Below are 12953 nucleotides of genomic sequence, written 5' to 3'. Positions count from 1 at the left end.
CGCAAACAAGGGCTTCATGGGCCGAACTTTTCGCGCTAGACAGTATCGATGGCCGTTCTCGAACTGGGTGAGAAGCCCTTTTTTGCGGACAAGAACCGCGCATTCTGGAACCTGCACAGCGCTGGCTGGGGCGGGGCAACGGCGCTGTATGCAGCGACAGGCATAGCCAATAACCGGCCGCTCGATTTCCTGCTGCCGGTGCTGATTTCGTCGGTCACTGGCTATTCGATATCGCTGCTGCTGTCGGTTGTGTTCCGGAATGTGATCAACCAGCGGCCCCTGATAACCTGGGGCGCGACATTCTTTTCCGTAATGCTGGCGACGATGCTGTACGCCTATATCGACACATGGGTCGTACAGACCATTGTCGAAGGTGCAGACCAGACGCCTTTTGCCCAATTAGTGCTGGGCGCACTGTTCAAGGATGGCTTGCTGCTCGGGGGCTGGTCAGCGCTCTATTACGCCATAAATTACTTTGTCCGCGCGGAAGAACAGGCGGACCAGCTTTTGCGTCTGGAAGCGGCAGCGACCAGCGCGCAGTTGACGATGCTGCGCTATCAGCTGAACCCGCATTTCCTGTTCAACACGCTGAACAGTATTTCCACGCTGGTGCTGCTCAAGCAAACCGAACAGGCCAACGCCATGCTATCGCGCCTGTCATCCTTCCTGCGCTTTACCTTGATTAACGAGGCGGAGGCGAAAGTTACGCTGTCGCAAGAGGTTGAGACGCTGAAGCTCTATCTTGATATTGAAAAGATGCGCTTTGAAGAGCGGCTGAGGACCGAATTCGACATCGACGACGATGTGACTGAAGCGCTGGTTCCTTCACTTTTGCTGCAGCCTTTGGTTGAAAATGCGATCAAATATGCGGTGACACCGCAAGAGGATGGCGCAGATATTTCGATAAACGCCCGCCGCGTGGGGGATCGGGTGCGGATTATAGTTGCCGATACCGGGCCGGGGTTGCAGTCGAGCCTGCCCGACCCCAAATTGTCGACAGGCGTTGGCATGGCCAACACGCGCGAGCGGTTGTTACAGGCCTATGGCGACGATCAACGCTTCGATAGCTATACTAGGAGCGGCGGAGGATTTGAGGTTGTGATAGAATTTCCCTATCAGACCAAAAACGGCGGGGGCGAAACACTAGCCATCGAGGCACCGGCGGTAACAGCGGGCGTCGGTGTTCAAGGAGCAGTAACCGCATGACAATTCGCACCATCCTCGTCGATGACGAGAAATTGGCGACACAAGGCCTCCAACTTCGACTGGAAGCCTTTGATGATGTAGAAATCGTAGCCACCTGCCTGAACGGGCGTGAGGCGATCCGCAAGATCAAGACGCTGAAGCCCGATCTGGTCTTCCTCGACATTCAGATGCCGGGCTTTGACGGTTTTTCGGTGGTGCAGGGCGTGATGGATATAGATCCGCCACTTTTTGTATTCGTCACCGCCTATAGCGAGCATGCGATCAAGGCATTCGAAGCGCAGGCGATCGACTATCTGATGAAACCTGTGGAACCTGACCGGTTGGCCGACACGATGGAGCGTGTGCGCAACCGGCTGGCCGACAAGCGGACGTCCGAAGAGATTGAGCGTCTCCGCAGCGTGATCAACGAAGTCGCACCCGAAGCTGCCGAAAACATGCCGCCCGCCGAAGAAGAAATGTCGAGCAGCCGGTTTGAAAAGCTGATCAACGTGAAGGATCGCGGCCAGATTTTCCGCGTTGACGTCGACACAATCGAGCGGATCGAGGCGGCGGGCGACTATATGTGCATCATCACGGCCGACAATTCGTTGATCCTGCGCGAAACGATGAAGGACCTGGAAAAGCGGCTCGACCCGCGCACTTTCCAACGCGTGCACCGTTCGAAGATCGTCAATCTCGACCTCGTCCGGCAGGTCAAGCCGCACACCAATGGCGAATGCTTCCTGATTCTGGAATCAGGCGCGCAGGTAAAGGTCAGCCGCAGCTATCGCGACGTGGTGGCGCGATTTGTGCATTGATCAATTCAACCGACGGCATATTCTGGCCGGACTGGCGGCGTTGCCGTTCGTTTCTATTACCAAGCCAATATTCGCCGCCGACGGGAAGGTGATGTCACAGCCTGACAGGCCTTATTTCCGCTTTGTACCCGGAGCTTATGAAAACAATCTGTGCTTTGAGCGCTCCGATAAGAAATGCGACATCTGCGCCAAAGCCTGTCTCTGGAAGTACAACGGCAACATATATGCCGTGAACGACCCCGACACAGTGTGCGCACGATGCATCGCTGACGGAAATCTGGCTAAGCATTTCGGTGCGGAAACGTTTGGCCTTCACGACATGGAGGTCGATGTCTCACCTCCTTTATGGGAAGAAATCAACCACCGGACACCTGGGATCCCTACCTACAATGCGATCACATGGCCCGTCATAAATGGTGTACCTTGCGCTTTTGTAGCGGCGGGAGATAGTTCCGACTTTCCGCGAGGATCCGATGTTGACGCTGCAGTCGCCGATGCTTGGCGTGAACGGGGATTGGGTGATCAGGGTGAGCTTCGGTACATACTTCTCTTTCGACAAATGAACGGGAAAGATTATCGTGCCGTTGTTGACCTTGATTAGCCTTCCAACAAAAACTAATTTTCGTGAAAGTGAAGTAATGTCAGTCGGGAACAACCTTCGCAAAACCGCCGCCGATTTTCATCCGGCTATCCTCGAAATATTCGATGGCTATGTGCACGGCAAATTGAGCAAGCGGGAGTTTATCGCACAGGCTGGGAAATTTGCCGCAGCGGGTGTTACAGGAGCGATGATTTTTGACCAGTTGCGTCCCGATTATGCGCTGGCGCAGCAGGTGAAGGCAGACGATCCTGCAATCAAAACCGAGCGTCCGAATGTCGCCAGCCCGAAAGGCCATGGGTCGATTTCGGGGTTGCTGGCGATGCCGGCCAAGGCAAAGGGCAAGCTGCCGGCAGTGCTGGTGATCCACGAAAATCGCGGCCTCAACCCCTATATCGAGGACGTCGCCCGCAGACTGGCCAAAGCGGGCTATCTGGCCTTTGCGCCGGACGGGCTAACCTCAGTGGGCGGCTACCCCGGCAGCGATGACAAGGGCCGTGAATTGCAGGCCAAACTTGATCCGAAAGAGCTTTTCGAAGATTTTGTTGCGTCGTTCGATTTCCTGCGCCTGCACGCCAAATCGACCGGCAAGGTAGGTGCAGTCGGCTTTTGCTACGGCGGCGGTATCTGCAATGCGCTGGCAGTAGCCTGTCCAGAATTATCGGCGTCAGTCCCCTATTATGGCCGCCAGCCGACGGCGACCGAGGTGCCCTCAATCAAGGCCCCGCTGCTGATCCACTATGCCGAGAATGACGAGCGCATCAATGCGGGTGCATTGCCTTATCAGGCAGCGTTGCTCGCAAACCAGAAACCATTCGAGGTGCATTATTACCCCGACACCCAGCACGGCTTCCACAATGATACTACCCCGCGTTACGACAAGGCGGCAGCGGAACTATCTTGGCACCGGACGCTGGCATTTTTCGGAACGCATTTGGCCTAACGACGCGCGCTGAAGAATTTTTTCAGCAAATCTGCGGCTGCATCCTCGCAGATCCCGCTATAAACTTCGGGTCGATGGTGCACTGTGGGTTGTTCAAACAGCCTCGGGCCATGTTCAATCGCACCGCCTTTCGGGTCGCTGGCTCCGTAATAGAGCCGTGCGATACGCGCATGGGCGATGGCGCCGGCGCACATCGCGCATGGTTCGAGCGTCACCCAGAGGTCACAGCCGATAAGACGATCTGTATCAAGTTTCGCGGCTGCTTCACGCATCGCGACGATTTCGGCATGCGCGGTGGGATCGTGACCGGCAATGGGACGGTTGCCGCCATGTCCTATAATCTCGCCGTCCTTGACGACGATGGCTCCCACCGGAACTTCACCCGCCGCAGCCGCCTGCCGCGCCAGATCAAGCGCGGCCTCCATATAGCGGCGGGCTTGTTCAATCGGCATGTGTAGGACTGTTATTTTGTGGTCGCAAAGCCACGTGGAGCGGGATCGATGGTTGCATGTTTTCCTGCTTGTACCTCTTGCACCTCCAGCATGCGCTCTGACATGCCATTTGCGGCGAAGCGGAAGGCACCATCAATGCCGATAAAGCCATCGGGATCGGTCAAGCGGGCGACGGGGAAGCGCGTGCCCAACTTCCAATTTTGTGCGACCCGCGCCACCAGCAAGACCGAGTCATAGCCAAGGCTCGACAGGCGCGACGGAGCGCGGCCGAAGCGGGCGCGATATTTGTCGGCATATTGGCGAAACATCGTGTCCGATACGCTGGCGAACCATGCGCTGCGCATCATCGGGTTGGCTGCAACGCTGGCGTCGATATTCCACAGATCGGTGCCCAGAATCTTGGCACTGGATAGGCCCGCTTTGCGCAGCGCAGGTACGGTCGCAATCGCAACCCGACCATTGTCGGCGATCAGTACAGCATCAATGATACCCGCAGCATTGAGTTTGCGTGCGGCCGCATCGATCGAGACGGTTGAACCGTCGATTTCCTGCACCGACACCAGCGCACCACCAGCCGCGCGCACCGAATTGGTCAGGTTGGACGATGCTCGCTGGCCATAGACCGACTTGGGCACGATTCCGCCAAAGCGGGTATAGCCTTGAGCCTTGGCATATTTCACCACGCGGTCGATTGACTGAGACGGCAAATGGCCAAGCAGAAACACATTCGGTCCGGCAGCCCCTACGTCGTTTGAGAAACTGATCATTGGCACGCCGGCAGGTTTGGCTACATTGGCGACGGCGATCACATCATCGCTACGTAAGGGACCGAGGATCAGTTTGTTGCCATCGGCCACTGCTTTTTTCACGGCTGCGTCGACGCCCAATGCGGTGTCGTAGGTGGTCATGCGTATGTTGGTGTTACGCGTGTCGAGCAGTGCCAGCGTGGTCGCGTTTGCAATCGACTGGCCGACGTCACCGTCTGCGCCCGTGACAGGCAGCAACAAGGCAACCCTGTGCCGATCGCCGTCCGAAAGCACAACATTGCCGGGATCGGGGGACTCAACAGGCGGCGGGCCATCCGGGCCTTGTCCACCCTTGGGGATGACCGACTGACAGGCAGCAAGGAACATCAGCATAAAAACAGCCGTAGCCCGCTTCGCGATCAAACCTATGCTGCCCGACTGCGCTTGCGGCGCGGCCATCGTTGCTGCAATGGTCATTCTCATGTCCTCCAACCATTATGATTTTGCCGCATCAGAGCCGGAAATTCCGGCCAAGGCAATTGATTCCGGCCTCTACATCGTCGCCACCCCGATCGGCAATCTGGCAGATATGTCACAACGGGCCATTGAAATGTTGCGCGCCGCCGATCTGATTGCGGTGGAAGACAGCCGTGTGACCGGCAAGCTATTGCACCATCTGGGCCTTAAAAAGCGTATGCGGCCTTACCATGATCATAGCAGTGATGCGGATCGGGAAGCATTGCTGGCAGCGGCGCGCGAAGGGGTTGTCGTGTTGGTTTCGGATGCCGGAACCCCGCTGATTTCCGACCCCGGCTATAAGCTGGTGCGTGCGGCGCGGGAGGCGGGTATCCCGGTCAGTACCGCCCCAGGAGCGAGCGCAGTAGTAACAGCGCTATCGATTTCGGGCCTACCCACTGACCGCTTCCTGTTCGCGGGCTTCCTGCCTTCTAAAGCCAAAGCCCGGGCGGATGTGATTGCCGAAATCGGGAATGTAAAATCTACGCTGGTTTTTTATGAAAGCGGCCCGCGACTGGGGGTAACGCTGGCAGCGCTGGCGGAACAGCTTGGAGCACGCGAAGCCGTGGTCGCGCGCGAGCTGACGAAGAAGTTCGAGGAAGTGGTGTCAGGCACGCTCCCCGAATTGGCGGAACGCTATGCTGAGGCCGAACCCAAGGGCGAAATCGTCCTGATCGTTGGGCCTCCGGGGGAGGTGCAGGCCGAGCAGGGCGATTATGAAGGCGCGCTAAAGGTAGCGCTCGAAACCTTGCCACCTGCCAAGGCCGCCAAAGATATCGCCAAGCGCTTTGGCGTAGATCGGGCCGAGGTTTATGAACGAGCGATGGCGCTCAAATCGGACGCATGACCAATCGCCGCGAACTGGCCGAAAAGCGCGGGCGGCGGGGGGAGGCGATTGCTGCCTGGTGGCTGCGACTGCATGGTTGGCGCATAGTCGGGCAGAGGCTCAAAACGCCGCGCGGCGAAGTCGACCTGATCGCGCGTCGCGGAAAGACGGTTGCGTTCATTGAGGTGAAGGCGAGGGTGAAGCACGCCGATCTGGCAACCGCCATCGACGGCTGGCGATTGCGCCGGGTGGCCGCTGCCGCCGAACAACTGCTCCCGCGTTATGGCAAGGGTGCGGAAAATATGCGCATCGACGTGATATTGGTTGCACCTTGGCGCTGGCCGCACCATCTGGTCAACGTCTGGCACGGATAGAGAAGAAGAGGGCGACAGATGGGATTGCGCGTTGCGGTGCAAATGGACCCGATGGCGGGTATCAACATCAATGGCGACAGCAGTTTTGCGCTGATGCTCGCGGCGCAGGCGCGTGGCTATGATGTCTGGCATTATGATGTCGGTACGCTGACCCTCGATGCCAATGACCGGCTGACCGCTTTTGCCCATCCGGTCTATGACCTGCAGCGCGTGGCAGGTGCGCATTACCGCTTTGGCGAGCCCAAAAGGATCGATCTTGGTTCGGATGTGGATGTCGTTTTGATGCGGCAGGACCCGCCTTTCCATGTCGGCTATATCACCGCGACCCATCTGCTCGAGCGGATCGAGCATGAAACTTTGGTGGTGAACAACCCCGTCAGTGTGCGCAATGCGCCGGAAAAGGTGATGGTGCTCGACTATCGCCGCTTCATGCCGCCGACGCTGATTACCCGCTCGGCGGACGAGGTACGCGCTTTCCAGAAGGAGCATGGCGCGGTCGTCGTAAAACCGCTCCACGGCAATGGTGGCAAGGCGATTTTCCGTGTGCCGGCCGAAGGTGACAATCTGGGCGCGCTGTTTGAGGTGTTCAACACCACCTGGCCCGAACCGCATATGGTGCAGCCCTTCCTGCCCGATGTGGCGAAAGGCGACAAGCGCATCGTCCTGATCGACGGCGAAGTTACCGGCGCAATCAACCGCCGCCCGGGCGAAGGCGAATTCCGCTCGAACCTCGCGGTCGGCGGCAGCGCGGAGGCGACCGAGCTTACCCCGCGCGAGCAGGAAATTTGCGCCGCCATGGGGCCGCGTTTGAAAGAACTGGGCCTGATTTTTGTCGGCATCGACGTGATCGGCGGCGAATGGCTGACCGAAATCAACGTGACTTCGCCGACGGGAATTGTAGCCATTGATCGCTTCAATGGCACCGACACCCCCGGCAAAATCTGGGACGCGATCGAACGCCGCCTTAAGGAACGCAAAGCGAGCTGATTTTCCATGGAAGACTGGATCATCCACCTGGTCGATGCGACTGGCTATTGGGGTGTGGCATTTCTGATGCTGCTCGAAACCGTTTTCCCTCCAATCCCGTCCGAAGTCATCATGACCGTTGCCGGGGTTTCTGCTGCACGCGGAAACATGACGCTGACCGGAACGGTTGCTGCAGGCACGGCAGGCGCGATGCTTGGCAATTGGCTGTGGTTCTGGCTGGCCATCAAATTTGGCGAAGCGCGGCTGCACCGCTTTCTCGACAAGCATAGCCGCTGGCTCACACTTGACTGGCATGAAGTGGAACGCGGCGAGGCGCTGTTTCGCAAATATGGTTCGACCATTGTTCTTGTCGCGCGAATGCTGCCCACGCTGCGTTCGCTGATTTCGATCCCCGCCGGGTTGTTCGGTATGTCACACCGTCGATTTCTCGTCTTCTCAACCATCGGCACTGCGGGCTGGAGCGCGGCGTTGGCAGGTGCTGGTTATTTCCTCGGTTCGCAGTTTGAAGATGTCGAAAAATGGCTGGGCCCGCTCTCGACGCTAGTGATTGCAGCGATAGTGGTCACCTATATCTGGCGGCTCGCGCGCTGGAAGCCGAAAGCGCCGCCAGAGTCGGAAACTACATCGACGTAAACAGATATTCGTGCTGGCTGTCGCGCGTGGTCAGTACCGGCTTCCCATCCTTTTCACCGACCACAAAAAACAGCCCACCGATCGATGGATCCATCGTGACCAGAGAAGTGGTGCCATCGTCATTTTTCTTCGTTGCCATCATGCTCGACCAGTCGGTGAATTCAAACTTCACGCGATCACCAACCTTCACAACTTTGATCGTGCCAAGTTCCGGACTGGAATAACGCTCCGCCAATTTGGCAATTGTAGCGGGATCTGGCGGGATCTTAAGCCGCGCACGTTCTTCCGCTAACGCCGCTATGATCGAATCGGCCGACGCCTTGACGCTTGCGGCAGCCTCTGGCCTGCCATCATATAACAGCTCCGCAAGCCGCCGCATGAATGGACGCAGCATCGAATTACCATCATCCGCATTGGTCAGGATCACCGCCGCGACATTGGCGTCAGGAAAAACGAAAAAATTGCTCTTATAGCCAGGCATAGAGCCGCCATGATAGACAATGGGAATGCCGAGCTTGGTATATTCGAACAGCCCCATGCCATAATATTCACCCTCTCCGGTCGAGACGCCATGTTTGCGCCGTTCGAGCAGATTGGACTCTGAAACCATACGCTTGCCATTGGGAAGCAATCCCTTGGACAGTTCGTTCGCTGCATATTTTGCCATGTCATGCGCGCTCGACCATGCGCCACCTGCTGGCCGGTAAGGTTGGATCGAATATGCCAAATCATGGCTTGCAACCGCCACCTTGCCATCGATATCCAACCCGTGCGGACTGGCTAAATTGCCTTTCAAAGCCTCGTCAAAGGACAAAGTCGTCTCGTTCATACCAAGCGGCTTGAACACCCGCTCCCGCATGGCTTTGTCGTAAGCCGCACCGATATCCATCTCGGGATAGGCGATATGCCCACCTATGAACCCGCCAGCCGTGGTGATTAGATTGTTATATTGGAACAGTTCGCCAAATCCGCTGGTCGGCTCCGTCTCGCCCAACAACTTGAAAACCGTATCGGGTTTGGTGTCGCGCTGGGTGTTGAAAATCCATTCGAAATCCTTGCGAGGAAGGCCCGTGCATGCGCAGACCAGATGGCGCACCAGTACTTTCTTGGTCGTTTCCGGGCTGCCCAGTTTGAATTCGGGGTACACCTCGGTCACCGGCTGATCCCATTTCAGTTTGCCCTCGTCGACAAGCGTTGCCAGCATCAGCGTCGACATGCCTTTGGTGTTGGAGGCCACCATGAAACGGCTATGCGCATCAACGGGTTCCGGGCTGCCAACCTTTTTGACACCAAGCCCGCCTTCGAAAATCACCTTGCCGTCTTCGATCAGCGCGATGCCCACGCCCGGCACTTGAAGTTGCGCCATTGCCGTGCGGGTGAAATCAAGCAACTGGTCGACCCGCGCCTTATCGAGTTTGTGCGCGACCTTTCCGGCAAAATTTTCGATGCTGTAGCCGGGTGCCGTCAGACTGCCATAGACGCGGTTCACCGCCGCTCCGCGCTTATCGAGCGTAGCTTCGCCCGCATCGAGTAAGATAACTGTCCATTTGTCGTTCTTGCGCAGCGCAAGCGCCTCCAGGATCAGTTTCTCGTTTGGCGAGGTTTCGTAAGACACAACCCCGCGTTCGTCCCAGCCATCGCGTGGTGCTCGGGGCAGAATGATTTTAGGCGGCCTTGCGCGTTCGGGGCGCCAGGTGGCCCAGGCTTTCGCAGCGGCATCGCTGACGTCTTTTGCTTCCAGTCCTTCGATTATCGCTATTGCCGTATCGCCCTCGGGCGCTGAAAGCTGGCGTAAGTTACCGGCCTGTTTCAGGTCCCAGCCTTCTGGCGCCGTAAAGCCTGCCCCCGCGGCGGTTTTGGCGGGTGTATCGACAGCAAGTGTTTCGGCAAATGTCGGTTGGAGGGCAAGCGGGGTGGCAAGCAATAGCGCTGCAGCGCGTAGCAAAAAGCGTCTCATGGGTCGCGTCCTCCAACTTGAATTATGTCAAGTTAACAGAGCTGTTGGTACAAACAATAGTCGGAAAGCTAAGCCCGTGGATGCGCATTCAGATATTCGTCTAGAAGCATAGCAGTATCGACTGCGGTATAGATTTGCGTCGAGGACAGGCTGGCATGGCCGAGTAGTTCCTGCAAGGATCGCAAATCGGCACCGCCAGCGAGTAGATGGGTCGCAAAGCTGTGACGTAGCGCGTGCGGGGTAGTCTTTACAGGCAAGCCCAGCCGCTTGCGCGCACCCTGCACCGCACGGCGGATGAGGGCAGGGGATAGCGGACCACCCCTGCTGCCACGAAATAACGGCTCGCCCTTGGCAGGGGGATAAGGACAGAGCTCGATATAGCCTTCGATTGCCTCGCGCACATTATCGAGCAAGGGAACGATGCGGGTCTTGTTGCGTTTGCCGGTAACGCGCAAGGTTTGACCCATGGGCAGCACATCGCCGGTCAGGCCCGTCGCCTCGCTCACGCGCAGGCCGCAGCCATAGAGCAGCAGGAGCACCGCCCAGTCGCGCGCGCCTATCCAGCTGTCGCTGGCACTATCGGCCGCATCGCCAGCGAGCGCCAGCACGGCTTCAGGATCGACGGGGCGGGGCAGGCTGCGTGGTACCCGCGGGCCTTTGAGCGCGGGGATTGCCGCATCCTCACCCAGAGCAAAGCGCAGGAAGTTTCGGATCGCAGACAGTTCGCGCGCAGTGGAGCGGTTGGTCAGGCCATCTCCGCGCCTTGATGCAAGGAACGCGCGCAGATCGGCGGCGCTTGCCTTGGCGAGTGTGGTGCGGTCAGTGGCTTCACCGAGGTGTTCGGAGAGAAATTCGCTCAATCGTTCTGCCGTCGCAACATAAGCGCGCACGCTGTGCACCGACCGGCGGCGATTGTCGGCAAGGTAGGAGCGATATTCGGCGATCAGCGTGGCGGCCATGACCGCGATGCTATCAGGCGTCGGGCGCAGGCTCAATCGCTACGATTTGAGGCAGGATGGCGTCGAGCAGAGGGAAACCTTTGGGGGTGACGGCTAGAATCTCTCCCCTCCCGCTTGCGGGGAGCCGAAGGCGTGGTGGAGCCACAGCGGTTAGGGGAAGGGGCGAGCGAAGCGAGTCTTGAGCCCTTTCAGGCCCACCCTCGGCCCCTCCCGTAAACGGGAGGGGAGAAGTGGTAACAAACCCCATCCCTTCCAGTTTTTCCACAGCCGTCCAATCGATCAAATCGCCGGAGTCGATTGCAAATCGGATACTCAGCGCAGAGATATCCACACCCTCGCGCAGCCGCAGCCCCATGAGCAGCGCTTCCATCGCCTGCGTTGCAGGGTCGAGGGAGTCTTCGACTTGAAGTCCATGCGCATTGCGCGCAACTGCGCTCAGGAAGTTTTCGGGCTTGCGATGCCGCTGCGTCGCCATCCCGCCACGCCTGCCATGCGCGCCTGGGCCAACGCCTGCATAATCCTGATAGCGCCAGTAGGTGAGGTTGTGGTGGCTTTCCTGTCCCGTTGCGGCATGGTTGCTGATCTCATAGGCTGGCAGGCCGGCTGCTTCCATCCGCGCTTGGGTGAGTTCGTACAGATCAGCCGCGGCATCGTCATCGAGAGGCTGCCATTGCTGCTTGGCAACATCGGTGGCGAAGCGGGTGCCGGGTTCGATGGTGAGCTGGTATAGTGACATGTGGGTGGTGCCAAAGCCGATTGCGCGGGCCAGCTCCGCCTCCCATTGCGCGGGTGTCTGATGCGGTCGGGCGTAGATCAGGTCGATACTGACCCGGTCGAAATGAAGTTGCGCCGCATCAAGCGCCGAGAGGCTTTCCTCGACCTGGTGCGCACGCCCGAGAAAGGCGAGGGTAGTATCGTCGAGCGCCTGCAACCCCAAAGACACGCGGTTGACTCCCGCCGATGCCAGTTCGGCAAATCTCGCCGCCTCGACCGAAGAAGGGTTTGCCTCGAGCGTGATTTCTATATCGTCCGCAAAGCCCCAAGCCTGCTCAGCGGCCTCGATCAGGGCTGCTGCGGTTTCGGGTGGCATCAAGGATGGCGTGCCACCGCCGAAGAAGATCGAACCGAGCTTGCGGCCTTCGGTCAACCGCGCTTCATGAGCGAGGTCGGCGAGTAATGCTTCGCGCCATGCTTGTTGGCCGACTTGCTCGCGCACATGGCTGTTGAAGTCGCAATAGGGGCATTTCGAAACGCAGAACGGCCAGTGGATGTAAAGGGCGAGCGTGTCGCTCAAAACAGCGCCTCGACCAATTTGCGGAACGCATCGGCGCGGTGACTCATCGCGTGCTTTTCAGTCGGGTCGAGTTCAGCGAAAGTCAGGTCGCGGCCCAGCGGCACGAACACCGGATCGTAGCCAAAACCCATAGTCCCGCGCGGCGGCCAAGCGAGGGAGCCATGGACACGGCCCTCAAACACTTCCTCGTGCCCGTCGGGCCAAACCAAAGCGAGGGTGCAGATGAAGAAGGCGCTGCGATCGACATCGGGGCCTTGCTCGGCCAGCTTCCCCTCGACTTTGCCCATGGCAAGATACCAGTCCCGCCCAGGACCGCCCAGCGTCTGCGCCTCGAACCATTGTTTTTCGGCCCAGTCTGCGGTGTACACACCCGGTGCACCGCCCAAGGCTGCTACGCACAAGCCGCTATCATCGGCGAGGGCGGGCAGGCCTGATGCTTGCGCCGAGGCATGTGCCTTCAAAAGCGCATTTTCAGCGAAAGTCGTTCCAGTTTCCTCCGGCTCGGGCAATCCAAGGTCGCCCGCCGAAACAGGTTCGATCCCGAAAGGCTCGAGCAGCGCGCGAATTTCGCGCACCTTGCCCGCATTGTGGCTGGCGATAACCAGCCTACCGGGAGCGAGTTTCCGACGGGTCATCACATCTCCATAATCCCTCTCTCCCCTTCA

14 protein-coding genes are annotated in these 12953 nt (G+C 58.6%); 8 read left to right on the top strand and 6 right to left on the bottom strand.

What is annotated here, in order from left to right:
- Positions 1 to 48: 48 nt before the first annotated feature.
- From DXH95_RS09705 to yghX, 4 genes are read left to right on the top strand one after another with little or no spacing between them, the layout of a single operon-like run.
- A complete protein-coding gene (locus DXH95_RS09705) occupies positions 49 to 1206 on the top strand; it encodes a sensor histidine kinase (RefSeq protein WP_115549128.1) in 1158 nt (385 codons plus the stop codon).
- The gene (locus DXH95_RS09700) at positions 1203 to 2003 is read left to right on the top strand and encodes a LytR/AlgR family response regulator transcription factor (RefSeq protein ID WP_115549127.1); all 801 of its coding nucleotides are present in this window, start codon (positions 1203 to 1205) and stop codon (positions 2001 to 2003) included. Before DXH95_RS09705 ends, DXH95_RS09700 begins: the two co-directional genes overlap by 4 nt.
- Complete coding sequence (locus DXH95_RS09695; protein ID WP_115549126.1) at positions 1993 to 2604, top strand: CbrC family protein; 612 nt, start codon at positions 1993 to 1995, stop codon at positions 2602 to 2604. Before DXH95_RS09700 ends, DXH95_RS09695 begins: the two co-directional genes overlap by 11 nt.
- A 37-nt stretch (positions 2605 to 2641) precedes the next feature.
- Entirely contained in the window at positions 2642 to 3544 is a 903-nt protein-coding gene (gene yghX / locus DXH95_RS09690) for a YghX family hydrolase (RefSeq protein ID WP_115549125.1), read from the top strand.
- On the opposite strand, the gene tadA is transcribed toward yghX, so the two are convergent.
- Positions 3541 to 3996: a tRNA adenosine(34) deaminase TadA gene (tadA, locus tag DXH95_RS09685; RefSeq protein WP_115549124.1), complete on the bottom strand. Its 456-nt coding sequence runs from the start codon at positions 3994 to 3996 to the stop codon at positions 3541 to 3543. The genes yghX and tadA overlap by 4 nt on opposite strands.
- Before the next feature lie 11 nt (positions 3997 to 4007).
- Positions 4008 to 5219 (bottom strand): penicillin-binding protein activator, encoded by a 1212-nt coding sequence (locus DXH95_RS09680; RefSeq protein WP_115549123.1) that lies wholly within the window; start codon positions 5217 to 5219, stop codon positions 4008 to 4010.
- 4 nt (positions 5220 to 5223) lie between these two features.
- Here DXH95_RS09680 and rsmI point away from each other — a divergent pair, with 4 nt between their 5' ends.
- From rsmI to DXH95_RS09660, 4 genes are read left to right on the top strand one after another with little or no spacing between them, the layout of a single operon-like run.
- Positions 5224 to 6105, top strand: coding sequence for a 16S rRNA (cytidine(1402)-2'-O)-methyltransferase (gene rsmI, locus DXH95_RS09675; RefSeq protein WP_115549122.1), 882 nt, complete (start codon positions 5224 to 5226; stop codon positions 6103 to 6105).
- Positions 6102 to 6458, top strand: coding sequence for a YraN family protein (locus tag DXH95_RS09670; RefSeq protein ID WP_115549121.1), 357 nt, complete (start codon positions 6102 to 6104; stop codon positions 6456 to 6458). Before rsmI ends, DXH95_RS09670 begins: the two co-directional genes overlap by 4 nt.
- A gap of 18 nt (positions 6459 to 6476) precedes the next feature.
- Entirely contained in the window at positions 6477 to 7445 is a 969-nt protein-coding gene (gene gshB, locus DXH95_RS09665; RefSeq protein WP_115549120.1) for a glutathione synthase, read from the top strand.
- A gap of 6 nt (positions 7446 to 7451) precedes the next feature.
- Positions 7452 to 8078, top strand: coding sequence for a DedA family protein (locus DXH95_RS09660; RefSeq protein WP_115549119.1), 627 nt, complete (start codon positions 7452 to 7454; stop codon positions 8076 to 8078).
- Here DXH95_RS09660 and DXH95_RS09655 read toward each other — a convergent pair.
- The 4 genes from DXH95_RS09655 to rdgB form a co-directional block, all read right to left on the bottom strand.
- Complete coding sequence (locus tag DXH95_RS09655) at positions 8065 to 10035, bottom strand: serine hydrolase domain-containing protein (RefSeq protein WP_115549118.1); 1971 nt, start codon at positions 10033 to 10035, stop codon at positions 8065 to 8067. The two genes, DXH95_RS09660 and DXH95_RS09655, sit on opposite strands and share 14 nt — an antisense overlap.
- 68 nt (positions 10036 to 10103) lie before the next feature.
- Positions 10104 to 10994, bottom strand: coding sequence for a tyrosine recombinase XerC (locus DXH95_RS09650; RefSeq protein WP_115549515.1), 891 nt, complete (start codon positions 10992 to 10994; stop codon positions 10104 to 10106).
- A gap of 13 nt (positions 10995 to 11007) precedes the next feature.
- Positions 11008 to 12288: a radical SAM family heme chaperone HemW gene (hemW, locus tag DXH95_RS09645; RefSeq protein WP_239016599.1), complete on the bottom strand. Its 1281-nt coding sequence runs from the start codon at positions 12286 to 12288 to the stop codon at positions 11008 to 11010.
- Positions 12285 to 12923, bottom strand: a complete 639-nt coding sequence (rdgB, locus tag DXH95_RS09640) for an RdgB/HAM1 family non-canonical purine NTP pyrophosphatase (protein WP_115549116.1) — start codon at positions 12921 to 12923, stop codon at positions 12285 to 12287. Before rdgB ends, hemW begins: the two co-directional genes overlap by 4 nt.
- Between the last annotated feature and the right edge of the window lie 30 nt (positions 12924 to 12953).

The organism is Sphingorhabdus pulchriflava (genome assembly GCF_003367235.1).
Lineage (GTDB): Bacteria > Pseudomonadota > Alphaproteobacteria > Sphingomonadales > Sphingomonadaceae > Sphingorhabdus_B > Sphingorhabdus_B pulchriflava.
Note: the sequence above shows the minus strand (reverse complement) of the source record. Positions and strands in the feature narration are given on the sequence as shown.

Coding starts and splice junctions, on each gene's coding strand:
- DXH95_RS09655 (WP_115549118.1), bottom strand. CDS start 10,035: ATGAGACGCTTTTTGCTACGCGCTGCAGCGCTATTGCTTGCCACCCCG.
- gshB (WP_115549120.1), top strand. CDS start 6,477: ATGGGATTGCGCGTTGCGGTGCAAATGGACCCGATGGCGGGTATCAAC.
- tadA (WP_115549124.1), bottom strand. CDS start 3,996: ATGCCGATTGAACAAGCCCGCCGCTATATGGAGGCCGCGCTTGATCTG.
- DXH95_RS09660 (WP_115549119.1), top strand. CDS start 7,452: ATGGAAGACTGGATCATCCACCTGGTCGATGCGACTGGCTATTGGGGT.
- DXH95_RS09650 (WP_115549515.1), bottom strand. CDS start 10,994: ATGGCCGCCACGCTGATCGCCGAATATCGCTCCTACCTTGCCGACAAT.
- rsmI (WP_115549122.1), top strand. CDS start 5,224: ATGTCCTCCAACCATTATGATTTTGCCGCATCAGAGCCGGAAATTCCG.
- rdgB (WP_115549116.1), bottom strand. CDS start 12,923: ATGACCCGTCGGAAACTCGCTCCCGGTAGGCTGGTTATCGCCAGCCAC.
- yghX (WP_115549125.1), top strand. CDS start 2,642: ATGTCAGTCGGGAACAACCTTCGCAAAACCGCCGCCGATTTTCATCCG.
- DXH95_RS09700 (WP_115549127.1), top strand. CDS start 1,203: ATGACAATTCGCACCATCCTCGTCGATGACGAGAAATTGGCGACACAA.
- DXH95_RS09670 (WP_115549121.1), top strand. CDS start 6,102: ATGACCAATCGCCGCGAACTGGCCGAAAAGCGCGGGCGGCGGGGGGAG.
- DXH95_RS09680 (WP_115549123.1), bottom strand. CDS start 5,219: ATGACCATTGCAGCAACGATGGCCGCGCCGCAAGCGCAGTCGGGCAGC.
- DXH95_RS09705 (WP_115549128.1), top strand. CDS start 49: ATGGCCGTTCTCGAACTGGGTGAGAAGCCCTTTTTTGCGGACAAGAAC.